Origin of the sequence: Paraburkholderia sp. JHI869, from assembly GCF_038900775.1 — a bacterium.
Lineage (GTDB): Bacteria > Pseudomonadota > Gammaproteobacteria > Burkholderiales > Burkholderiaceae > Paraburkholderia.
The window spans coordinates 111387-133278 of the sequence record NZ_JAYMSC010000021.1 but is presented as its reverse complement, the minus strand read 5'-3'; the positions used below and the strand labels follow the sequence as shown (position 1 = coordinate 133278).

The following is a 21892-nucleotide window of genomic DNA, read 5'->3' as shown; positions in this document are numbered from 1 at the left end:
ACCCGGACGAGGTTACAATTACGGTTTTCGTGACTCCCCGTCACGCCCCCCGACGTGCCACCTGCGCCGCCCCGCCCGCCGCTTCCGCTTTCGCGAGTCGCCCGGCCCCGGGCCCTTCGCGCGCGGCGAGCCGCACGTCACCACCCTGACATGCAGAGATTTACATGAGCCTCCAATGCGGCATCGTCGGCTTGCCTAACGTCGGCAAGTCCACCCTCTTCAACGCGCTGACCAAGGCAGGCATCGCGGCCGAAAACTATCCGTTCTGCACGATCGAGCCGAACGTCGGCGTGGTCGAAGTGCCGGATCAGCGCCTGAAAGCGCTTGCCGAAATCGTCAAGCCCGAGCGTGTCGTGCCGGCCGTGGTCGAGTTCGTCGACATCGCGGGTCTGGTCGCGGGCGCGAGCAAGGGCGAGGGCCTCGGCAACCAGTTCCTCGCGAACATCCGCGAAACCGATGCCATCACGCACGTCGTGCGCTGCTTCGAGGACGAAAACGTGATCCACGTGGCGGGCAAGGTCGATCCGCTCTCCGACATCGAAGTCATCAACACCGAACTCGCGCTCGCCGACTTGGGCACCGTCGAAAAGTCGCTCACACGCTATTCGAAGGCCGCCAAGTCGGGCAACGACAAGGAAGCCGCGAAGCTCGTCGCCGTGCTGGAAAAGGTGCGTGCGCAACTCGACCAGGCCAAGCCCGTGCGCGCGCTCGACCTGAACGAAGACGAACAGGCGCTCCTCAAGCCCTTCTGCCTGATCACCGCGAAGAAGACGATGTACGTCGCGAACGTGAAGGACGACGGTTTCGAGAACAACCCGTACCTCGACGCCGTGCGCAAGCACGCCGAAGCCGAAGGCTCGCCGGTCGTGGCCGTGTGCGCCGCGATCGAAGCGGAAATCGCCGACCTCGAAGACGAAGACAAAGTCGCGTTCCTCGCCGACATGGGCATGAACGAGCCGGGCCTCGACCGCGTGATTCGCGCGGGCTTCAAGCTGCTCGGCCTGCAGACGTACTTCACGGCGGGCGTGAAGGAAGTCCGCGCATGGACGATCCATATCGGCGATACGGCGCCTCAGGCTGCAGGTGTGATCCACACCGACTTCGAGCGCGGCTTCATTCGTGCGCAGACCATCGCGTTCGACGACTACATCCAGTACAAGGGCGAAACCGGCGCGAAAGAAGCCGGCAAGATGCGCGCCGAAGGCAAGGAATATGTCGTGCACGACGGCGACGTGTTGAACTTCCTGTTCAACGTTTAAGCGACACCTTTTCTCTTCCCGTTTCCAGAGACACACTCATGGCCCAATACGTCTTCACCATGAACCGGGTCGGCAAAATCGTGCCGCCCAAGCGCCAGATCCTGAAGGACATCTCGCTGTCGTTCTTCCCCGGCGCGAAGATCGGTCTGCTCGGCCTGAACGGCTCGGGCAAGTCCACGCTCATCAAGATCATGGCCGGCGTCGACAAGGACATCGAAGGCGAAGCCACGCCGATGCCCAATCTGAACATCGGCTACCTGCCGCAGGAGCCGCAGCTCGATCCGGAAAAGACCGTGCGCGAAGCGGTCGAGGAAGGTCTCGGCGATGTGTTCGGCGCGCAGAAGAAACTCGACGAAATCTACGCCGCCTACGCGGAACCGGACGCCGACTTCGACGCGCTCGCTGCCGAGCAGGCGAAGTACGAAGCGATCCTCGCGACGACCGACGGCAGCGCGGAGCAGCAGATCGAAATCGCTGCCGACGCGCTGCGTCTGCCGGCGTGGGACGCGAAGATCGGCAACCTCTCGGGCGGTGAAAAGCGCCGCGTGGCGCTGTGCAAGCTGCTGCTCGAAAAGCCCGACATGCTGCTGCTCGACGAACCGACCAACCACCTCGACGCCGAATCGGTCGAGTGGCTCGAGCAGTTCCTCACGCGCTTCCCGGGCACCGTCGTCGCCGTGACCCACGACCGCTACTTCCTCGACAACGCCGCCGAGTGGATTCTCGAACTCGACCGCGGCCACGGCATTCCCTGGAAGGGCAACTACTCCAGCTGGCTCGACCAAAAGGAAGAGCGCCTGAAGCAGGAAGAAGCGACTGAATCCGCTCGCCAGAAGGCCATCAAGAAGGAACTGGAGTGGGTGCGCCAGAACCCGAAGGGCCGTCAGGCGAAGTCGAAGGCGCGTATCGCGCGCTTCGAGGAACTGTCGAGCTCGGATTACCAGAAGCGCAACGAAACGCAGGAAATCTTCATTCCTGCGGGCGAGCGTCTGGGCAACGAAGTCATCGAGTTCAAGAACGTCAGCAAGTCGTACGGCGACCGTCTGCTCATCGACGACCTGAGCTTCAAGATTCCGGCGGGTGCGATCGTCGGCATCATCGGCCCGAACGGCGCCGGCAAGTCGACGCTGTTCCGCATGCTCACGGGCAGGGAACAGCCGGATTCGGGCGAGATCGTGCAAGGCCCGACGGTCAAGCTCGCGTACGTGGACCAGAGCCGCGATGCGCTTGCCGCCAACAAGACCGTGTTCGAAGAGATCTCGGGCGGCGCGGACGTGCTGACCGTGGGCAAGTACGAAACGCCTTCGCGTGCGTACATCGGCCGCTTCAACTTCAAGGGCGGCGATCAGCAGAAGATCGTCGGCAACCTCTCGGGTGGTGAGCGCGGCCGTCTGCATCTGGCCAAGACGCTCATTTCGGGCGGCAACATGCTGCTGCTCGACGAACCGTCGAACGACCTCGACGTCGAAACGCTGCGCGCGCTCGAAGACGCCCTGCTCGAATTCGCAGGCTCGGTCATGGTGATCTCGCACGATCGCTGGTTCCTCGACCGTATCGCCACGCACATTCTGGCGTTCGAAGGCGACTCGCAAGTCACGTTCTTCGACGGCAACTATCAGGAGTACGAGGCCGACAAGATCAAGCGTCTTGGCGAAGAAGCCGCGCGTCCAAAGCGTCTGCGCTACAAGCCGATCAGCCGCTAATCTGGCGAGATCGATAGCAAACAACGGCGGCCTGCGGGCCGCCGTTGTCGTTTTGGCGTATTCGTGGAGGCACGCGCGGCATGGCGGTTGCTCGAAAGCCGCTACGCTTCAGGGTCACTCAGGGCCTGAACTCCGGCTATCCCCGAAAGGAATTCCGTATGGCGACGCCGCTGCGCAACCGTGTTCTCCTCATTGTGGCGATCGTCGTCGCGCTGCTCGTGCTCGCGGCGCTCGCCACGCTCTACGCGCTGCAGCGCGAAGCGAAGGCGTACGTGGAGCGCGCACTTGCGCCCGTCGGCACGGCCGCGAGCGTGAACGTGGCGTTCAATCTCTCGTCCGTCGAACTCACCGACGTGCGCCTGAAGCCGCCGCCCAACTGGCCCACCGCCGACACGATGCGCGCCGCGCGCATCACGATCACGCCTGACTTGCGCGCGCTCCTCTCGCACCGCGTGCATATTCGCGACGTCACCGTGAGCGACTTCACGATGACGGTGCTGCGCCGGGAAAACGGCTCGATCCTGCTCATGCCGAATCTGCGCGAGGAGATGGCGCAAGGCGAGACACCCGCGAGCGGCGCGCAGGGAGGCGCCAGCCTGCCGCAGGAAAAGGTCATCGACCATATCGGCTTCGAAAATGGCACGTTCGATTTTTACGACCGGTCGGTGAGCAATCCGCCGTGGCGTGTCACGGTGAACCGCGCGCAGGCGAGCGTCGACAACATCCAACTGCCCGCGCTCACGGAGCCGACGCGTGTTTCGGTCACGGGAAATGTCGTCGGTCCGGAGCACACAGGGCGCGTGGCGTTCAACGGCTGGGTGCAGATCGCGAGCAAGGATTCGCAAACGCACACGACGCTGCGCGGCGTGGATGTGCGCACGATCGATCCCTATCTGCTGAGGAAGGCCGGCGCGAAGGCGAATGTGACGGGCGGCACGCTCGACCTCGATCTCACCTCGACCGTACGCGGCTATCATCTGCACGCGCCGGGCACGGTCACACTGCACAACCTGCAACTCGCGGAAGGCGGCGACGCCGTAGACACCTTCCTGTCGATCCCGACGCGCGCCGCCGTGGCTGCGTTGAAGGCGCACAAAGGTGAGATCACGCTGCATTTCGTGCTCGACGGCAACCTGCGCGACCCGAAATTCAAGCTCAACGAAAACCTGATGACGGAGTTGCGCGCAGGGTTTGCGCAAGCGCTCGGCGTGAGCGCGGAGGGCGTGGCGAAGGGCGCCGGGCAAACCGCGAAGGGCATCGCCGACGCGCTGCGCAGTTTGCTGCAGCCGGTGGCGCCGGCGCCCGCTTCGAAATAACGAGCGCGGGGCGCAGGCTTCAGCGTCGTTAGACCGGCAGGCCGAGTTCGCGCAGCTTCGCGTCGGTAGTGGCGTTGCTCGTGTGGTGCACGCCATGCCAGCCGAGCGCCGTGGCGGCTTCGGCGTTGTGCAGATTGTCGTCGATGAAAACGAGCTCTTCGGGCTTCACGCCCGGCAACTGCGCTTCGATACGGCGGAACATCTCGTGAAAGATCGCCGGATCGGGCTTCACGAGCTTCACGTGGCCCGAGACGACGATGTCGCGGCAGCGCCGCAGGATGCCGAAGCGCTCCCACGCCCACGGAAACGTCTCAGCCGACCAGTTCGTGAGCCCGAAGATCGGCATGCCCGCCGCCTCCAGGCGCTCGAACGTCGCCACGCCGCCGGCGAGCAGCCCGCCGATCATCTCGTGCCAGCGCTCGTAGAACGCGCGAATGAGCGCTTCGTGCTCGGGAAAAGCCGCGACCAGTTCCTCGGTGCCCACGGCGATGGGCTCGCCGCCGTCCTGGCGGACCACCCAGTCCATCTTGCAGACGTGCGTCAGGAACCAGCGGCGCTCGTCGTCGTCAGGAATCAGCTTGCGATAGAGATACTCGGGACTCCAGTCCACGAGCACCCCGCCGAAATCGAACACCACTGCCTTGATCGTCATGCGCTTCTTACTCCGCTTGATCGCTATCTGAATACCCGGGAAGTCAGACCGGCTGCGTACGCTTTTCGAGCCACGCGAGCGCATCGCCGCTCACGTGCGGCGCGACTCGCGCGCGCACCGTCTGGTGGTACGCATTGAGCCATTCGCGCTCGTCCGCGCGCAAGAGAGCCTGATCAATGCAACGCGTGTCGATCGGGCACAGGGTGAGCGTCTCGAAGTTCAGGAATTCGCCGAATTCGGTCGTTTCCGCGCGCTGGTTGAGCACGAGATTCTCGATGCGCACGCCCCACTTGCCCGGCCGGTAGATGCCTGGCTCGACCGAGGTGATCATGCCCTCTTCCATCGCGGTCCACGGCTCGGCCGGCGCGTAGTGCGAGATCACTTGCGGGCCTTCGTGCACGTTCAGGAAGTAGCCCACGCCGTGGCCCGTGCCGTGGCCGTAGTCCGCGCCCGCTTCCCAGATCGGCGCGCGCGCGATGGCGTCGAGCATCGGCGAGCGGACGCCGCGCGGGAACTTCGCGCGGGAGAGCGCCATCATGCCCTTGAGCACGAGCGTGAAATCGCGCTTTTGCTCCGCACTCGGCGTACCCACGGGCACGACGCGCGTGATGTCGGTGGTGCCGTCGAGGTACTGGCCGCCCGAATCGATGAGCAGGAGGCCATTGCCTTCGATCACGCTGTGCGATTCGGGCGTGGCGCGATAGTGCGGCATCGCGCCGTTCGCGTTGAAGCCCGCGATGGTCGCGAACGAGAGCGATTTGAAGCCCGCACGGCGCGCACGCGCGGCGGAGAGCTTTTCGTCGATGGTCAACTCGGTGATGGTCTCGCGGCCCAGCGCCGCCTCGAACCACGCAAAGAATTCGGCGAGCGCCGCGCCATCCTGCTCCATGGTCGCGCGCACGTGATCGGCTTCGGCAGCCGTCTTGCGCGACTTGAAGAACGTGCTCGGATTGACCGACTCTACGAGCTTCACCGCCGACGACACCGCCTGCAGCAAACCAAACGTCACGCGTCGCGGATCGACGAGCAGCGCGGCCTTCGCGGGCAGCGCCGCGAGCGCGGCGGCGGCCTCGGCATAGGGCGCCACACGCACCTTGTCTTTCGCGAGCGACTGCACGAGCGCCTCGCTCACCTTGCCGTCGGCGACGAAGAGCGTCGCCTCGTCCGGTCCGATCAGCGCGTGCGCGACGAACACCGGGTTGTAGTTCACGTCCGCGCCGCGCAGGTTGAAGAGCCAGGCGAGGTCATCGAGCGTGGAGATGAAGTGCCACTGCGCGCCCTTCTCCTGCATCGCGCGGCGCACCTGGTCGAGCTTGCCGGCGCGGCTCGTGTCGGCGTGCGGCGCGACGTGCTCGTACACGGGCTCGAGCGGCAGCGACGGGCGGCCCTGCCAGACGTCGTCGAGCAGATCGAGGTCCGTGCGCAGTGCGACGTCGCGCGCCTTGAGCGCGTCGGCAAGCGCGCGCGCCGAGGCCACGCCGAGCACGGCGCCATCCACGGCCACCGCGCCGCCCGCGCTCACGTTCTGTGCGAGCCAGTCGATGTGCGGCGCGCTCTGCTGGCCGCCCATCATCTTCATGAGCTGGATGCCTGTGCCGGCCAGTTGCTGCTCGGCCTGCACCCAGTAGCGGCTGTCCACCCACACGCCCGCGAAGTCCTTCGTCACCACGAGCGTGCCCACCGAGCCAGTGAAGCCTGAGAGCCACTCGCGCCCCTGCCAGCGGCGCGGCAGGTATTCGGACAGGTGCGGATCGGCGGAGGGCACGAGTGCGGCATCCACACCGGCGCGCACCATTGCGGCGCGCAAGGCGGCAATGCGTTCGGGAATCGAGGAGGTTTCGGGGAGTCGAGCGTTCATGTTTTCACCTGCTAAGAATTCGAAGCGGATATCTGGGGCTAGTTCCGTCGCGCGCGCAGCGCCACGCACACGCCAACGAAAACGAGCGCAAGCGCCGTGCAAAGCGGCCACTGGAGCAACTCGCCATCGTAGAAAAGACCGGTCGCGCTGCCCGCCGCGTTCGCGAGCGCCGCGCCGAGCACGCCGGCCACGACAGCCAGTGCGAGCCCGTGACGTGCGGCACGGCGCAAGGGATGGAGCCACCATCCCGCGCAGCCCACGACCAGGCCAAGAATGACGATACCGGACCAGCCCATTAAAGACTTGTCCTATAGGTTTTCGGATAAGTCTGATAGGACTGCCAAAGCGCGAGGGCTAGCATTTGTAACTTGGTTAGTCTCTTTTAAAACTGGAAAACGGTCGGCTCGGCGCTTCCCGCGTAGCGGTTGAGTGTAGGGGGCAGGATGGCGCAAGGCAAGCGCGTCCGGACCGCCCCAAGCCGCACTCTCTCGTATGCGAATCGCCCTTGTCGAACCCGACGCCCGTCAGGCCGAAACCCTTGTCCGCCTGCTCATTGCGGGCGGGCACGCATGCCAGCACTTCCCGCTTGGCGCTCAGCTCTTCGAAACCCTCGAAGACGAAACCTTCGACCTGCTGATCGCGGCATGGTGGTGCGGCGACGCTGGCGCCGACGACCTCATCCCTCAAGCGCGCAAGCTGCTCCCCGGTCTGCCCGCCATCGCGCTGATGCTCGCGCCCCATGAAAGCGAAATCGTCGCGAGTCTGCAGGCCGGCGCGGACGACTGCATCGCCAAGCCCGTGCGTGGTCCCGAAATGCTCGCGCGCATCGACGCGCTCCTGCGCCGCGCCGGCGTGCGCCGCCCGCGCAACCGCGCCCGTCATGGCTTTGGGGACTACCTCTTCGATTCCGGGCGCTACCAGGTGTCGTTCCGGGGTCAGACCGTCACGCTCACGCCCAAGGAATACCGCTTCGCACTGCTGCTCTTCACCAACGCATCGCGCCCCGTTTCTCGGGCGCGCATCCTCGAAACGGTGTGGAATCTGAACCGCGACGTTCGGTCGCGCACGCTCGATACTCACGCCTCCCGGCTGCGCAGCAAATTGCAGCTCGGGCCCGAGCACGGCTGGCGTTTGACCACGTTGTACGGCTTTGGATACCAGCTCGAAAGACTCACCATATCACCTACCGGAATGTCGGACTCTGTCGACGAGAATGTCGGAAGCGAGGAAAAGTTATAATATCCGCCTAAATCTTCGCCCCACGGTATGCAGCTTCTAACGATCGGAATCAATCACCACACCGCGCCCGTCGCCTTGCGCGAACGCGTGGCGTTTCCGCTCGAACAGATCAAGCCCGCGCTCGCCCTGTTCAAGGAAGCGTGGTCCGGCAAGCGCTCGTTGAGCGCGCCGGAAGCCGCCATCCTCTCCACCTGCAACCGCACCGAGCTCTACTGCGCGACCGACGCGCAAAGCTCGCGCGACGCCGCCGTGAGCTGGCTCTCGCACTATCACGGCATCCGCGAAGAGGAACTTGCGCCGCACGTCTACACGCTGCCGCAGTCCGAAGCGGTGCGCCATGCGTTCCGGGTGGCTTCGGGGCTCGATTCGATGGTGCTCGGCGAGACGCAGATCGTCGGCCAGATGAAGACCGCGGTTCGCACCGCGACCGAAGCCGGCGCGCTCGGCACCTATTTGAACCAGCTGTTCCAGCGCACCTTCGCCGTGGCGAAGGAAGTGCGCAGCACGACCGAAATCGGCGCGCAGTCGGTTTCCATGGCCGCTGCGGCAGTGCGCCTCGCACAGCGCATCTTCGACAAGATCGCTAACCAGCGCGTGCTCTTCATCGGCGCGGGCGAGATGATCGAACTGTGCGCCGCGCACTTCGCCGCGCAGCAACCGCGCGAGCTGGTAGTCGCAAACCGCACCGCCGAGCGCGGGCGCTTCGTCGCCGAACGTTTCGGCGGACGCGCCATTCCGCTTTCCGACCTGCCCGCGCGCATGCACGAGTTCGACATCATCGTGTCGTGCACGGCGTCCACGCTGCCCATCATCGGCCTCGGCGCCGTGGAGCGCGCGGTGAAAGCGCGCCGTCACCGCCCCATTTTCATGGTCGACCTCGCGGTGCCGCGTGATATCGAACCCGAAGTCGCCCAGCTCGAAGACGTGTTTCTCTATACCGTCGACGACCTCGGCACGATCGTGCGCGAAGGCAATGCTTCGCGCCAAGCCGCCGTCGCGCAGGCCGAGACGATCATCGAGTCGCGCGTAGTGAACTTCATGCAGTGGCTCGACTCGCGCAGCATCGTGCCGGTCATCCGCCACATGCACACCCAGGCCGACGCGCTGCGCCGCGCCGAACTCGAACGCGCGCGCAAGCTGCTCGCGCGCGGCGACGACCCGTCGGCCGTGCTCGAAGCGCTGTCGCAGTCGCTCACCAACAAGCTGATCCACGGCCCGACGCATGCGCTCAACACGTCGAGCGGCGATCAGCGCGACTCGCTCATCGAACTGATGGGCGGCTTTTACCGCCACGGCCAGCCGGCCAAAGCTGACGACGCCGCGCAACCCGCTGCGGAAGTCTCTGTCTCGCCGCGTTCCGCCGGCTCTTCCGACTCGTCAGGTTCTTCGGACCGTTAGCGACGTTCGCGGTCGGGCGCGCGCCATGCGTGCCCCGCACGACCGGGCCTCACGCCCGCCTCTTCTCTCTTGCTGTCCTATCCGGAGCCCGCTCCGCACCGCCCGATGAAAACGAGCATGCAATCGAAGCTCGACCAGCTGACTACGCGCCTGGCCGAGCTGAACGACCTGTTGAGCCGTCCCGATGTGACCTCGAACCGCGACCAGTACCGCAAGCTCACGCGCGAGCATTCGGAACTCGGGCCGGTGGTCGAGCACTACGGCCAGTGGCGCCAGGCCAAAGACGACGAGGCCGCGGCAAAAGATCTGCTCTCCGACGCCTCGATGCGCGACTTCGCCGAAGAAGAGGTGAAAGCCGCACGCGAGCGCATGGCGCAGCTCCAGCACGAATTGCAGATGATGCTGCTGCCGAAGGACCCCAACGACGACCGCAACGTGTTCCTCGAAATCCGCGCGGGCACGGGCGGCGACGAGTCGGCCCTGTTCGCGGGCGACCTGCTGCGCATGTACCTGCGCTACGCGGAGCGCAGCCGCTGGCAGATCGAGATGATGTCGGCGAGCGAGTCGGATCTAGGCGGCTACAAGGAAGTGATCGTGCGCATTGCGGGCGAGGCGGCGTACTCGAAGCTCAAGTTCGAGTCGGGCGGCCATCGCGTGCAGCGCGTGCCCGCCACCGAAACACAGGGCCGCATCCACACGTCGGCCTGCACGGTCGCGGTGATGCCGGAAGCGGACGAGATCGGCGAAGTGGAAATCAATCCCGCCGATCTGCGCATCGACACCTTCCGCGCCTCCGGCGCGGGCGGCCAGCACATCAACAAGACCGATTCGGCCGTGCGCGTGACGCACCTTCCGACCGGCATCGTGGTGGAGTGCCAGGATGACCGCTCGCAGCACAAGAACAAGGATCGCGCGCTCAAGGTGCTCGCCGCGCGCATCAAGGACAAGCAGTATCAGGAGCAGCACGCGAAGGAAGCGGCCACGCGCAAGAGCCTCGTGGGCTCGGGCGACCGCTCCGAGCGCATCCGCACCTACAATTTTCCGCAGGGACGGCTCACCGATCACCGCATCAATCTCACGCTCTATCGCCTCGAAGCGATCATGGACGGCGACCTCGACGAACTGATCGGCGCGCTCGTTTCCGAGCATCAGGCCGAGCAGCTTGCCTCGCTCGGCGACGCGGATTGAGCACGCAACAGAGATGAGCGAAGCCGTTACCGCCGACGCCCTGCTGCGCGCCACGCCGCTGCCCGCGCTCGAAGCGCGCATTCTGCTGATGCACGTGCTCGGCTGGCGCCGCACCGAACTCATCACCCGCGGCGACCAGGCGCTTGAAGCGGGTCCCGTCGCGGCTTACCGCGCGCTCGAGGCGCGCCGAGTGCAAGGCGAGCCGATCGCGCAGCTCGTGGGCGCGCGCGAGTTCTACGGCCTCGACTTCGACGTGACGCCCGACGTGCTGATTCCGCGTCCCGATACCGAACTGCTGGTGGAAACCGCGCTCGCGGCGCTCGAAGGCATCGCGCAGCCGCGTGTGCTCGACCTCGGCACCGGCAGTGGCGCGATTGCCGTGGCGCTCGCCTCGGCGCGACCCGACGCGCGCGTCTGGGCCGTCGATCGCTCGGCGGCCGCGCTCGAAGTCGCCGCGCGCAACGCCGCTAAGCTGCTCGACGCACGTCGCCCCGGCGGCTCGCTCGCGTTCGTGGCGGGCAGCTGGTACGACTCGCTCGATCTCGCATTGCGATTCGAGGCGATCGTGAGCAATCCGCCGTATATCGCGAGCGGCGACCCGCATCTGGAACAAGGCGACCTGCGCTTCGAGCCGCGCGGCGCGCTCACCGATGAAGCCGATGGCCTCACCGCACTGCGCGCGATCGTCGCGGGCGCACCCGCCCGGCTCGCGCCGGGTGGCGTGCTCTGGATGGAGCACGGCTACGACCAGGCGGCGGCGGTGCGGGCGTTGCTGGAAGGCGCCGGATTCGCCGATGTGCGATCCGAACGCGATCTGGCCGGCATCGAGCGCATCAGCGGCGGCCGTCTACCTCTACCGTCCGGCCAGGAGCGCTGCCGGTAACGCCGGGCTCGCCCGGGCGAAATCCGCTATCATTTCATCCTGCATTCCAACGTATTCAGCATCAATTCAATCGCAAGGTCAGTCATGGACACCCAACAACGCATCAAGCAGATCGTCGACGAAAACGCCGTCGTCCTCTTCATGAAGGGCAACGCGCAGTTCCCGATGTGCGGCTTCTCCGGTCGCGCGGTGCAGATCCTGAAAGCCTGCGGCGTCGATCAGTTCAAGACCGTCAACGTGCTCGAGGACGACGAAGTCCGCCAGGGCATCAAGGAATTCTCGAACTGGCCGACCATCCCGCAGCTCTACGTGAAGGGCGAGTTCATCGGCGGCTCGGACATCATGATGGAGATGTACCAGAACGGCGAGTTGCAACAGCTCTTCGCCGCGGCGTAATTGCCTGCCACGGGGCGGCAGCGGACGCAGTACATGGCGTCGGTTCCGTCCTGAGCGCACGGCACGTAACGCCGACGCTCTGCATGGGGCGCCACGCGCCTCACCTTCGCTTCGACTCCCGCCTGCCCGCCTGACGTGAATACCGCCTCCCCTGCCTCGTCCGCACTCGCACAACTGCCGCCACGCCGGCTGATCGTCGCGATCACGGGGGCCACGGGCGCAATCTACGGCGTGCGCATGCTCGACATGCTCCGGCGGCTCGGCGGCGTCGAAACGCACCTGCTCGTTTCGGCGGCAGGCTGGCTCAACATCCAGCACGAGCTTCAGCTCACCAAGGACGACTTGCACGCACGCGCAGATGTCGTACATTCCGTGCGCGACGTCGGCGCGACCATCGCTTCGGGCTCGTTCGCAACCGACGGCATGATCGTCGCCCCCTGCTCGATGAAGACGCTCGCGAGCGTTGCCCACGGTCTCTCCGACAACCTGATCGCGCGCGCCGCCGACGTCACGCTCAAGGAACGCCGCCGCCTCGTGCTGCTCGTGCGCGAAACGCCGTTCAACCTCGCGCATCTGCGCAACATGACGGCCGTGACCGAAATGGGCGGCGTGATCTTCCCGCCGCTGCCGGCGTTCTACAACCAGCCGGCTTCGATCGACGAGATGGTCGATCACACGGTCGCGCGCGTGCTTGACCTGTTCGCGCTCGGGCCCGCGCTCTCGCCCGCGTGGCCGGGCCTGCGCGGCACCGACGAATAAGCGCCCACCGCCCCTTCCGGCGCTGCGCCGATTATCAATACCGGCGACACAATCAATTCCCTTTCACCCCGTTTAATTCTCGACGGTAGGGTCTTATATTGATCGCAATACGATACTTTCGGACCGCCCCGGCGCGGCCAGCCCACGATCATGACCACCCGTACGCCTAGCCTTTTCCTCTCGCACGGCGCTCCCACGCTGCCGATCGACCCGTCGCTGCCTTCTGGCGGCTTTACCGTGCTCTCTGAGCATTTGCCGCGTCCGCAGTCCGTGCTCATGCTTTCCGCGCATTGGGGCACGATGCGTCCAGCGGTGAGCACCGCCACGCAGCCTGAGACGATCCACGACTTCTACGGCTTTCCGCGCGCGCTCTACGAGATCCAGTACCCCGCGCCGGGCGCGCCCGAGATGGCGCAGCGCGCGGCGGCGCTGCTGCGCGAGCAGGGCGTTCCCGTCGATGAGGAAGCGCACGGCCTCGACCACGGCGCTTGGGTGCCCATGCTCCTGATGTTCCCCGACGCAAACGTGCCCGTCGCGCAGCTTTCGATCCAGCCGCGCGCCAACGCCGCGCATCACTTCGCGCTGGGCCGTGCGCTGCGCTCGCTGCGCGACGAAGGCGTGATGGTGATCGGCTCGGGCCAGATCACGCATAACCTGCGCGAGGCGGACTTTTCGGCGCGACCGGAAGATGCCGACCCGCGCGTGGCCGAGTTCACGGAGTGGTTCGAGAACCACCTCGCCGCGCGCGACATCGACGCGTTGCTCGACTACCGCCAGCGCGCGCCGCACGCGGTGCTCATGCACCCGACCGATGAGCACCTGCTGCCCGTCTTCGCGGCGCTCGGCGCAGCCGACGACGACTACACGCTCGGCGTGCAGTCGCTTGGCACCTACCAGCGCGCGTTGGCGATGACGAACTACGTGTTCGGCAGCGCCGTGCAGTAAAGCCGCTGCGCGCCGCCCGACGGCTCCAGACGTAAAAAAGCCCGCCTGAATCGCTTCAGGCGGGCTTTTTGTATTGCGCGAGGCTCAGTTCGACATTGAGTTCGACACTTAGTGTGCGCCGATGCCTTCGAGCACTTCGTCGTGCTCCTCGCGTTCCGCGAGGTACGGCGAGCGGTAGCCCGAATTCACGCCCCAGTAATAGAACACGAGCGAGATCAGCGCGACGACCAGCATGTCCCAGCCGTAGGGAAGCAGACCGCTGCCGCCGAACTGCTTGCTGCCGAGCAGCGACAGAAGCGCCATGATCGGCAGGTACGCGCACAGCCACCATGCGGCCTTCAGATCCTGGCCCCAGCCGTCGAAGCCCTGCTTGCGCTGGAAGTAGAAGTACACCGGCAGCGCGACGACCATCAGCAGAATGATTTCGCCCGTCAGCGGCCACTTCGCCCAGTACAGGATCATCGACGCGCAGACGAATGCGAACGGCGCGATCACCTTCATGAACGGTACGGAGAGCGGGCGCTCGATGTCAGTGGCGGCGCGCTTGAGCGCCATCAGGCTGATCGGACCCGTGAGGTACGAAATCACCGTCGCCACCGAGATCACCGCCGCGAGCGAACTCCAGCCGCGGAAGAAGAACATGAAGATGAACGAGACGAGCAGGTTGAACCACATCGCGTTACGCGGCACGCCGTAGAACGGGTGCACGTTGCCGAACATCTTCGGCATCGTGTTGTTGCGCTCCATCGCATAGATCATGCGCGAGGTCGTCGCCATGTAGGTCGTACCGGTGCCGCTCGGGCTCACGAATGCATCGACGTAGAGCAGGATCGCGAGCCAGTTCAGGTTCAGCGCGATCGCGAGTTCCGCGAACGGCGACTTGAAGTTGAACGTATTCCAGCCCTTCGCGACGTCGGCCGGATTGACCGCGCCGATATAGGCGATCTGCAGCAGCACGTAGATCACAAGCGCGCAGAGGATCGAGCCGATGACCGCGAACGGCACGCTCTTGGCCGGATTGCGCGCTTCACCCGCGAGGTTGATCGGGCTCTGGAAGCCGTTGAACGCGAACACGATGCCGCTCGTGGCGACCGCCGTGAACACCGCCGACCAGCCATACGGTGCGAACGAAGTCGTTTCGCCGAAATTCTCGTGGTGGAAGCTTCCCGACATCAGGCCGATGATCGTGAGACCCGGGATGATGAACTTGAAAATCGTGATCGCACTGTTGGCACGCGCGAACAGCTTCACACCCCAATAGTTGAGCATGAAGTAGATGATCACGAGAATCGCGGAGAGCCCAAGCCCTGAGTGTGTCAATGACCCGTCGACGAAGAGCGCGTGCGCCCACTCGTAGGGCCAGGTGCTCATGTACTGGATCGAGGCTTCGGCTTCGATCGGGATCACCGAGACAATGGCGATCCAGTTTGCCCACGCGCTGATGAAGCCCACCAGTGCGCCGTGCGAGTAGCGGGCGTAGCGGACCATACCGCCCGACTCCGGGAACATCGCACCGAGTTCGGCGTAGGTAAGCGCGATGGCCAGAATGACCACGGCGCCGATGATCCAGGCGCAAACGGCCGCCGGACCTGCGATTTTCGCCGCCTTCCACGCGCCGAACAGCCAGCCCGAACCGATGATCGACCCGAGGCCGGTGAACATCAGCGCGAACGGGCCGATGTTCCGTTGAATAGAACTTTTCACGTCTTCTCCTGTTTCAAGAGCAGCTCGACACCGCGTTTATCCCGTCTGTTGTGCGGGCGGGTTTCCCGCAGTTGTCGTACCTCCACACAAAAGATTGCGCCTGTAGGCGCAACTTCCGTGCGGCGCGTAGTTTAACTGGTTGCACCACGGAAGGGCGTCGAAAACGACCGCCTAATACAAAAAAGTCATTTGCTTATCAAGCTTTGTAAGGGTTGGTTTCGACCCTGTAGCAAAAAACTACTAACTTTCCCGGAGACCTAGTTGACCTTCCTGGCAATTAGCCGTATAAAGTTCGAGCAGGATTTCAAGCGGCGAGTGTGAATAGGTCTTTCGTAGTTCGCCCATCAACGGTACTCCGGCTGGTCCCATACCCCTTCCTTGATTTTCGTGCACCTCTCTCATTCATTTTTAGGAAAGTAATATGGAAACCGGTACCGTCAAGTGGTTCAATGACGCAAAGGGCTTTGGCTTCATCACTCCGGACGGCGGCGGCGAAGATCTGTTCGCGCACTTCTCGGAAATCAAGGTTGACGGCTTCAAGACGCTGCAAGAGAACCAAAAGGTTCAATTCGAAGTCCGCACGGGCCCGAAGGGCAAGCAAGCTGCCAACATCAAGCCGGTCTAAGTACTGCGCTCATTGGTCTGCTACGGCTTTAGGATCTGAATGCAGCTTCTGCGCAGTTCCTGACTAGCAAGCTTACCGAAAAACCCCACGCTTCTTCTCGAAGGTGGGGTTTTTTGTTGCCTGACGATTTTCAACGGGCATTAGCAGGCGCCCGGCGCATTCAGCCGAAAAGGCGCTGCGCGTGAATGCCAAGGCCCGTCGCCACGCTGGCAAGACGGTCGCCGAACACGGCCTGCGACTGCGGAAATGCCTCCGCCAGCGCCTGCGTGAGGAACAAGAGGCCGGTCGAGCCGCCCGTGAAGTAAAGCGCGCTCACCTGCCCCGGCGCGACACCCGCCGCCTGCACCGTTTCACGCGCGGCCTGCACGATGCGGCGTGTCTCTTCGCGGCCCGCCTCGACGAGTTGCGCGTCGCCGAATGCGAGACGCAGATCCGCCTCGACGGTTTCGAGGTCGATCATCGTCTCCCCGCCCGCCGAAACGCCGATCTTCGCCTCCTCGGCGCGCGCCGTGAGCGCGTGCCCCAGTCGCTCGTCGACCACGCGCATCAGCCGGTCGTGATGGCGCGTGTCGCAATACAGATGGCGCATCAGCTTGAGCTCGGTTGCGCGCTTGGGCGTGTAAATCGTGTTGATGAGGTGCCAGGTCGCCAGATCGAAATAGATGCGGTTCGGCACTTCGCGGCCTTCGGGATCGAGCGACTGGTAGCCCAGTTCGCGCAGGATCGTCGCGAGCTCGACGCGGCGGTCGAAGTCGGTGCCCGCCACATGCACGCCGTGGTGCGCAAGCACGTCGTCCTTGCGCTCGAGGCGCGTCATGCGATCCGGCCCCACGCGCACGAGCGAGAAGTCCGACGTACCGCCGCCAATGTCGGCAACGAGCACAAGCCCCTCTTGCGCGAGGCGCGACTCATAGTCGAACGCCGCCGCGATCGGCTCGTACTGGAACTCGATCTCGCGAAAGCCCACGCGGCGCGCCGCCGCTTCGAGCTGGTCCTGGGCGAGCTGGTCGGCGCGCGGGTCTTCGTCGACGAAGAACACCGGGCGGCCCAGCACCGCGCGCGTGATCGGCGTACCTGAGCAACGCTCGGCGCTGCGCTTCAGGTGCTCCAGGAAGACCGTGATGATCTCCGTGTAGGGCATCGCGCTGCCGTCGCCCAGATCGGTCGTGCTTTCGGCGAGCGGCGAGCCGAGGATGCTCTTCATCGAGCGCATCAGCCGGCCGTCGAAGCCGTCGATATAGGACGCGAGCGCCGCACGCCCGAATTCGCGCGTGTGTTCGTCGACGTTGAAGAACACCGCCGTGGGCAAAGTGGTGTGTGCGCCTTCCACCGGCGCGAGGCGCATTGCGCCGTCGGCCGCTGCCGGGAGCGCCACCGCCGAATTGGAGGTTCCGAAGTCAATCGCGCAGAAGCTGGTCATGGCAAGAGCGCGCCGCAGCGAATGCGCGCGCAAGAGAGGAAAGGTCGGGGGGATCGGCTTTGTAGCACGAAAGCGCGGCGCGGGGCAACCGTGGGCCCATGATGCGGCCCCGCAAGAAAAAAACGCGCGGGCCATGCCGCGCGTTTTGGCTCAGGGGAAAGGCTCGCAACCCGCATGGGCGCGGGCTTTCCTCGACTCAGCCCTTGAATGGCTGCTTCCAGGCATTCGCGTAGGCGATGTCGCCCACCGCCGAGCGCGTACGCTCCGCCTTTTCGCGGTCGCGCAGCACCGGCTCCAGCTTCTCGGTTTCTCCATAGTGGCCGATCGAGATGATCGAGAGCGGCTCTACGTCGTTCGGCAGCGCGAATTCCTTGCGGAACGCCTGCACGTCGAAACCGCTCATCTGGTGCGCGGCGAGGCCCAGCGCATGCGCCTGGAGCACGAGCGACATGGCCGCCGCGCCCGCATCGTATTGCGCCGTGCGATTCACTTCACCCTTCGCGTTGAGCGTGTGCGCCGTGACCGCGATCAGCACCGACGCCGGTGCATTCCACTGCTGGTTGAACGGCACGAGCGTCGCGAACGCGCGCTTGAACGCGATTTCGTCGGCGCTGCGGTCGAACACGATAAAGCGCCACGGCTGCAGGTTGTAGCCCGAGGGCGCCCAGCGCGCCGCCTCGATCACCGTATGCAGCGCCTCGCGGCTCACCGGCTCGCTCGAATAGGCGCGCGGGCTCCAGCGGCCGGCGATGAGTTCGTGAATGGGCACGGCTGTCGGTGCGGGTTTGTGCTTCGTCATGCCTTGTGTGTCCTTGGGGTGGCGGGCGGCGTGCCCGGGGGTCACTAGAATAACCGCAGCGCGTGAAATACGCTCAAACGCAACGGGCGACGCTCATGCGTCGCCCGTCCGATTCCAGCGCTTTGAAGTCGCGGTGTGCGAGCGCGTCGTCAGGCCGTTTGCACGCCCACGGTGCGCGGACCGCGGTTGATCCGCAGCACGAGGAACGACGCCACGAGGCACAGGCCGCCGGAGATCATCGACGCCACCGTGTAGGTGCCGAGGCTCGAGCGCAGCAAGCCCGCGCCGAACGCCGCGAATGCCGCGCCGAGCTGATGCCCCGCCACGACCCAGCCGAACACGATCGGCGCGCGCTCTTTGCCGAAGACATCGGTGGCAAGACGCACGGTGGGCGGCACCGTCGCGATCCAGTCGAGGCCGTAGAACACCGCGAAAATCGGCAGGCCAAAGAAGTCGATGCCGAACGCGTGCGGCAGATAGATCAGCGAAAGGCCGCGCAGCCCGTAGTACCAGAACAGCAGCAAGCGGCTGTTGAAACGGTCCGAGAGCCAACCCGAGAGCGTCGTGCCGAACAGGTCGAAGATACCCATCGTCGCGAGCAGCGAGGCGCCCTGCACTTCGGTCATGCCGTAGTCGCCGCACATGGCGATGAGGTGCGTGCCCACATAGCCGTTCGTACTCGCGCCGCAAATGAAGAAGCTGAAGAAGAGCAGCCAGAAGTCGCGCGTGCGGCTGGCCGAGAAGAGCGCGTCGAACGCGATCTTCAGCGGGTTCTGGTGCGGCGCGGGCGGCGCGACGGGCGTGCTTTCGTCCTCGCCGAACGGGCGCAGGTTCACACTCGCGGGCCGCTCAGGCAGAAGGAACAACACGAGCGGCAGCACCGCGGTGGCGGCCACCGCAACCACGAGTACCACCGACTGCCAGCCGTGTTTCTCCACGATCGCCGCGAGGAGCGGCAGGAACACGAGCTGGCCCGTGGCCGAGCTCGCCGTGAGAATGCCCATGGCCAGCCCGCGGTGCGAGTGGAACCAGCGGTTGACGACGGTGGCCGAGAGCGAAAGCGCCGCTACGCCAGTGGCGCCGCCCACCATCACGCCCCAGATCAGGATCATCTGCCACGGATGCGTCATCAGCGCGGAAAGCGCCACGCCCGCCGCCATCGTGCCGAGCGCCGCGAGCAGCGTGGGCCGCACGCCGAAGCGCTGCATGGCCGCCGCCGCAAACGGCCCCATCAGACCATAGAGCGCGATGTTCACCGAGATGGCGAGCGAGATCGTCGCGCGGCTCCAGCCGAACTGGTGCTCGAGCGGCACCATCATCACGCTGGGCGTCGCGCGCGTACCGGCCGCCGCCAGCAGCACCAGAAACACCACTGCCACGACGAGCCATCCATAGTGGAAACGCCCGACTATCCGCCTCGCTGCCCAGTTCATTCGTGCTCCCGTCACGGCGCGTCGGGTTCGACACGCCGATGTTTTCGTTGGTATGACCGCTAGCTGCGACGATTCGCCATCGCTCGATTGTTACCGATCGGTCACAAGTGTGTTGCGATAGTAGTTACCGCTCGGTAACATGTCAAGCAATCACCCTGATCGCGAGATGCCCTCATGAAACACGAAGGCCACGACGAAACCGCTACCGCCGCTGTGCGCACGCCCCGCCCCCGCGCGCAGACGGCCGGTGCCCGCGCGCACGAGCACCTGCTGCGCGCCGCCGACGAGCTGTTCTACCGCGAGGGCGTGCGTGCGGTCGGCATCGAGGCCGTGGTCGAGCGCGCCGGCGTCAACAAGATGAGCCTGTACCGGCAGTTTTCGTCGAAGGACGATCTCGTCGTCGCCTACCTGCAGCGCTGCGATGTGCGCTTTTTCGAGCGCTTCGACGCAAGTCTCGCGAAGCATCCGGGCGAGCCGGCCAGGCAACTGGTGCAGTATTTCGAGGACCTCGCGCGCCGCGCGTCGGCGCCGGGCTACCGCGGTTGCCCGTTCGTGAACGTCGCCACCGAATTTCCTGACGCCACGCATCCCGCGCGGCGCAGCGTCGACAACAACAAGACGCGGCTCATGGCGCGGCTCACCGCGCTCACGCAGGAAGCGGGAGCCAAAGATCCGGTCGCGCTCGCCGAGGAACTCGCTCTGCTCGTCGAAGGCGTGTATGCCGCAAGCCAGACTTACGGGCCAGGCTGCGGCGCGATTCTCGCAGCGCCCCGCATGGCGAAGCTGTTGATCGAGGCGGCATGTCCCGGGCGCTAGCCGCCCGTAAAATGACACGATGAACGAAACCGCTGCCCTGTCCCCCGACCACGCCGCCATTCTCGAAGCGACCCGCCACTGGCTCACGCGCGCCGTGATCGGCCTGAACCTCTGCCCGTTCGCGAAGAGCGTGCACGTGAAGAACCAGATTCGCTACGTGATCAGCGAGGCGGCCGATCTGGAAGGTGTCCTGATCGATCTCGAACGCGAGTTGCAAACGCTCGCTCAGGCAGATGCGGCGGAGATCGACACCACGCTTCTGATCCTGCCCCATGCACTGGCCAACTTCGCCGACTTCAACGACGCGACGTGGTTTGCCGAGCGCCTCGTGCAGCAGTTGCGGCTGGAAGGCACGCTGCAGGTCGCGAGTTTTCACCCGGATTTCCAGTTCGAGGGCACCGAGCCCGACGACATCGAGAACTATACGAACCGCGCGCCGTTTCCGATCCTGCATCTGCTGCGGGAGGCGAGCATCGAGCGCGCAGTCGAGGCGTTCCCCGACGCCGCCGACATCTACGAACGCAACCAGGAAACGCTGCGCAAGCTAGGCTTCGAAGGTTGGCAGGACTGGATGAGCAAGCGCGACTGACGCCGCGCCGTCCACACGCTCAACCTTCGGTTGCCGCTTCGGAGGCTGCCTCGCCCTCGTCGTCGGCGAAGAAGCGCTCGCGCAGGTCCGCCAGCCCGAAGGTATCGAGAATCTCGTTAAGCCGCGCCGCCGGACGGCGCCGCGGCAAATCCTTGTACTGGGCGATGATGAGTTCGTTCTTCATCGAGTGCTCCCAGCCCACCAGTTCCGTCACGCTCACCTGATAGCCGTGCGCTTCGAGTTGCAGGCAGCGCAGCACGTTGGTGATCTGGCTCCCGAATTCGCGCGTATGCAGCGGATGGCGCCAGATTTCCGTCAACGCCTGGCCGAGCGACTTGCCCTTGTTCCGGCGCAGCACGCCCGCCACCTCGGCCTGGCAACACGGCACGACCACGATGTAGCGCGCGTGCTTCTTGAGCGCGAAGCGCAAGGCGTCGTCGGTGGCGGTGTCGCAGGCGTGCAGCGCCGTCACGATATCGACCGTCGGCGGCAGTTGCGGCGAGGTGATCGAATCGGCGACCGATAGATTCAGGAACGACATCCCGCCAAAGCCCAGCCGTTTGGCCAGCTCCTGCGAGTGCTGAACGAGCTCGTCGCGCGTCTCAATTCCATAGATGTGTGACCTGTCGCGCTGATCCTTGAAGAACAGGTCGTAGAGAATGAACCCCAGATAGGACTTGCCCGCACCGTGATCGACAAGGGTCACGTCGCGGTCATCCTGCTTGAGGTCCTTGAGCAGCGGCTCGATGAACTGGAACAGGTGATAGACCTGCTTCAGCTTGCGGCGGCTGTCCTGGTTCATCTTGCCGTCGCGCGTCAGGATGTGGAGCTCCTTGAGGAGTTCGACGGACTGGTTCGGACGGACTTCGTAAGTCTTGCTGGACATCGGCTTGGTCAGATGAAAGGCGTG

General features: G+C 65.0%; 20 protein-coding genes and 1 pseudogene. 13 read left to right on the top strand and 8 right to left on the bottom strand.

What is annotated here, in order from left to right; all coding sequences use genetic code 11:
- Positions 1 to 164 precede the first annotated feature (164 nt).
- The 3 genes from ychF (at position 165) to VSR72_RS29645 (ending at position 4278) form a co-directional block, all read left to right on the top strand.
- Positions 165 to 1259, top strand: coding sequence for a redox-regulated ATPase YchF (gene ychF / locus VSR72_RS29655; protein ID WP_342955842.1), 1095 nt, complete (start codon positions 165 to 167; stop codon positions 1257 to 1259).
- A gap of 38 nt (positions 1260 to 1297) precedes the next feature.
- Positions 1298 to 2962 (top strand): energy-dependent translational throttle protein EttA, encoded by a 1665-nt coding sequence (ettA, locus tag VSR72_RS29650; protein ID WP_342955841.1) that lies wholly within the window; start codon positions 1298 to 1300, stop codon positions 2960 to 2962.
- Positions 2963 to 3120: 158 nt separating this feature from the next.
- On the top strand, positions 3121 to 4278 hold the full coding sequence (locus VSR72_RS29645) for a DUF748 domain-containing protein (RefSeq protein WP_342955840.1): 1158 nt from the start codon (positions 3121 to 3123) through the stop codon (positions 4276 to 4278).
- A 28-nt stretch (positions 4279 to 4306) separates the two neighbouring features.
- On the opposite strand, the gene VSR72_RS29640 is transcribed toward VSR72_RS29645, so the two are convergent.
- From VSR72_RS29640 to VSR72_RS29630, 3 genes are read right to left on the bottom strand one after another with little or no spacing between them, the layout of a single operon-like run.
- Positions 4307 to 4930 (bottom strand): HAD family phosphatase, encoded by a 624-nt coding sequence (locus VSR72_RS29640; RefSeq protein WP_342955839.1) that lies wholly within the window; start codon positions 4928 to 4930, stop codon positions 4307 to 4309.
- Positions 4931 to 4973: 43 nt separating this feature from the next.
- Entirely contained in the window at positions 4974 to 6788 is a 1815-nt protein-coding gene (locus VSR72_RS29635) for an aminopeptidase P family protein (RefSeq protein ID WP_342955838.1), read from the bottom strand.
- A gap of 38 nt (positions 6789 to 6826) precedes the next feature.
- On the bottom strand, positions 6827 to 7084 hold the full coding sequence (locus VSR72_RS29630) for a hypothetical protein (protein ID WP_342955837.1): 258 nt from the start codon (positions 7082 to 7084) through the stop codon (positions 6827 to 6829).
- 196 nt (positions 7085 to 7280) lie between these two features.
- On the opposite strand from VSR72_RS29630, the gene VSR72_RS29625 reads away from it, so the two are divergent.
- The 7 genes and pseudogenes from VSR72_RS29625 to VSR72_RS29595 all read left to right on the top strand — a co-directional run bounded on the left by VSR72_RS29625 (position 7281) and on the right by VSR72_RS29595 (position 13596).
- Positions 7281 to 8027, top strand: a complete 747-nt coding sequence (locus VSR72_RS29625) for a response regulator transcription factor (RefSeq protein WP_342955836.1) — start codon at positions 7281 to 7283, stop codon at positions 8025 to 8027.
- A 27-nt stretch (positions 8028 to 8054) separates the two neighbouring features.
- Positions 8055 to 9320 (top strand): annotated as a pseudogene (gene hemA / locus VSR72_RS29620) (glutamyl-tRNA reductase); the annotation flags it as partial.
- 210 nt (positions 9321 to 9530) lie between these two features.
- On the top strand, positions 9531 to 10613 hold the full coding sequence (gene prfA / locus VSR72_RS29615; RefSeq protein WP_342955835.1) for a peptide chain release factor 1: 1083 nt from the start codon (positions 9531 to 9533) through the stop codon (positions 10611 to 10613).
- 13 nt (positions 10614 to 10626) lie between these two features.
- Positions 10627 to 11496, top strand: coding sequence for a peptide chain release factor N(5)-glutamine methyltransferase (prmC, locus tag VSR72_RS29610; RefSeq protein WP_342955834.1), 870 nt, complete (start codon positions 10627 to 10629; stop codon positions 11494 to 11496).
- An 84-nt stretch (positions 11497 to 11580) separates the two neighbouring features.
- Positions 11581 to 11892 carry a Grx4 family monothiol glutaredoxin gene (grxD, locus tag VSR72_RS29605; RefSeq protein WP_028214777.1) on the top strand — a complete coding sequence of 104 codons (312 nt, stop codon included), beginning with the start codon at positions 11581 to 11583 and terminating at the stop codon, positions 11890 to 11892.
- A gap of 135 nt (positions 11893 to 12027) precedes the next feature.
- Entirely contained in the window at positions 12028 to 12651 is a 624-nt protein-coding gene (locus VSR72_RS29600; RefSeq protein ID WP_342955833.1) for a UbiX family flavin prenyltransferase, read from the top strand.
- A 150-nt stretch (positions 12652 to 12801) separates the two neighbouring features.
- The gene (locus tag VSR72_RS29595; protein WP_342955832.1) at positions 12802 to 13596 is read left to right on the top strand and encodes a class III extradiol ring-cleavage dioxygenase; all 795 of its coding nucleotides are present in this window, start codon (positions 12802 to 12804) and stop codon (positions 13594 to 13596) included.
- A gap of 108 nt (positions 13597 to 13704) precedes the next feature.
- Here VSR72_RS29595 and VSR72_RS29590 read toward each other — a convergent pair whose 3' ends face one another.
- Positions 13705 to 15300 carry an APC family permease gene (locus VSR72_RS29590; protein WP_342955831.1) on the bottom strand — a complete coding sequence of 532 codons (1596 nt, stop codon included), beginning with the start codon at positions 15298 to 15300 and terminating at the stop codon, positions 13705 to 13707.
- Between the two features lie 421 nt (positions 15301 to 15721).
- Between VSR72_RS29590 and VSR72_RS29585 the strand changes: the two genes are divergently transcribed.
- The gene (locus VSR72_RS29585; protein WP_027797379.1) at positions 15722 to 15925 is read left to right on the top strand and encodes a cold-shock protein; all 204 of its coding nucleotides are present in this window, start codon (positions 15722 to 15724) and stop codon (positions 15923 to 15925) included.
- A gap of 160 nt (positions 15926 to 16085) precedes the next feature.
- Here VSR72_RS29585 and VSR72_RS29580 read toward each other — a convergent pair whose 3' ends face one another.
- The 3 genes from VSR72_RS29580 to VSR72_RS29570 form a co-directional block, all read right to left on the bottom strand.
- Positions 16086 to 17345, bottom strand: a complete 1260-nt coding sequence (locus VSR72_RS29580; protein ID WP_342955830.1) for an Hsp70 family protein — start codon at positions 17343 to 17345, stop codon at positions 16086 to 16088.
- Between the two features lie 196 nt (positions 17346 to 17541).
- Complete coding sequence (locus VSR72_RS29575) at positions 17542 to 18144, bottom strand: nitroreductase family protein (RefSeq protein ID WP_342955829.1); 603 nt, start codon at positions 18142 to 18144, stop codon at positions 17542 to 17544.
- A gap of 149 nt (positions 18145 to 18293) precedes the next feature.
- A complete protein-coding gene (locus VSR72_RS29570; protein WP_342955828.1) occupies positions 18294 to 19577 on the bottom strand; it encodes an MFS transporter in 1284 nt (427 codons plus the stop codon).
- A gap of 174 nt (positions 19578 to 19751) precedes the next feature.
- Between VSR72_RS29570 and VSR72_RS29565 the strand changes: the two genes are divergently transcribed.
- Positions 19752 to 20393: a TetR/AcrR family transcriptional regulator gene (locus VSR72_RS29565; protein WP_342955827.1), complete on the top strand. Its 642-nt coding sequence runs from the start codon at positions 19752 to 19754 to the stop codon at positions 20391 to 20393.
- Positions 20394 to 20412: 19 nt separating this feature from the next.
- Positions 20413 to 20982: a DUF1415 domain-containing protein gene (locus tag VSR72_RS29560; RefSeq protein ID WP_342955826.1), complete on the top strand. Its 570-nt coding sequence runs from the start codon at positions 20413 to 20415 to the stop codon at positions 20980 to 20982.
- A 19-nt stretch (positions 20983 to 21001) separates the two neighbouring features.
- Here VSR72_RS29560 and VSR72_RS29555 read toward each other — a convergent pair whose 3' ends face one another.
- Positions 21002 to 21868 carry an SAM-dependent methyltransferase gene (locus VSR72_RS29555; RefSeq protein ID WP_342955825.1) on the bottom strand — a complete coding sequence of 289 codons (867 nt, stop codon included), beginning with the start codon at positions 21866 to 21868 and terminating at the stop codon, positions 21002 to 21004.
- Positions 21869 to 21892: the final 24 nt, after the last annotated feature.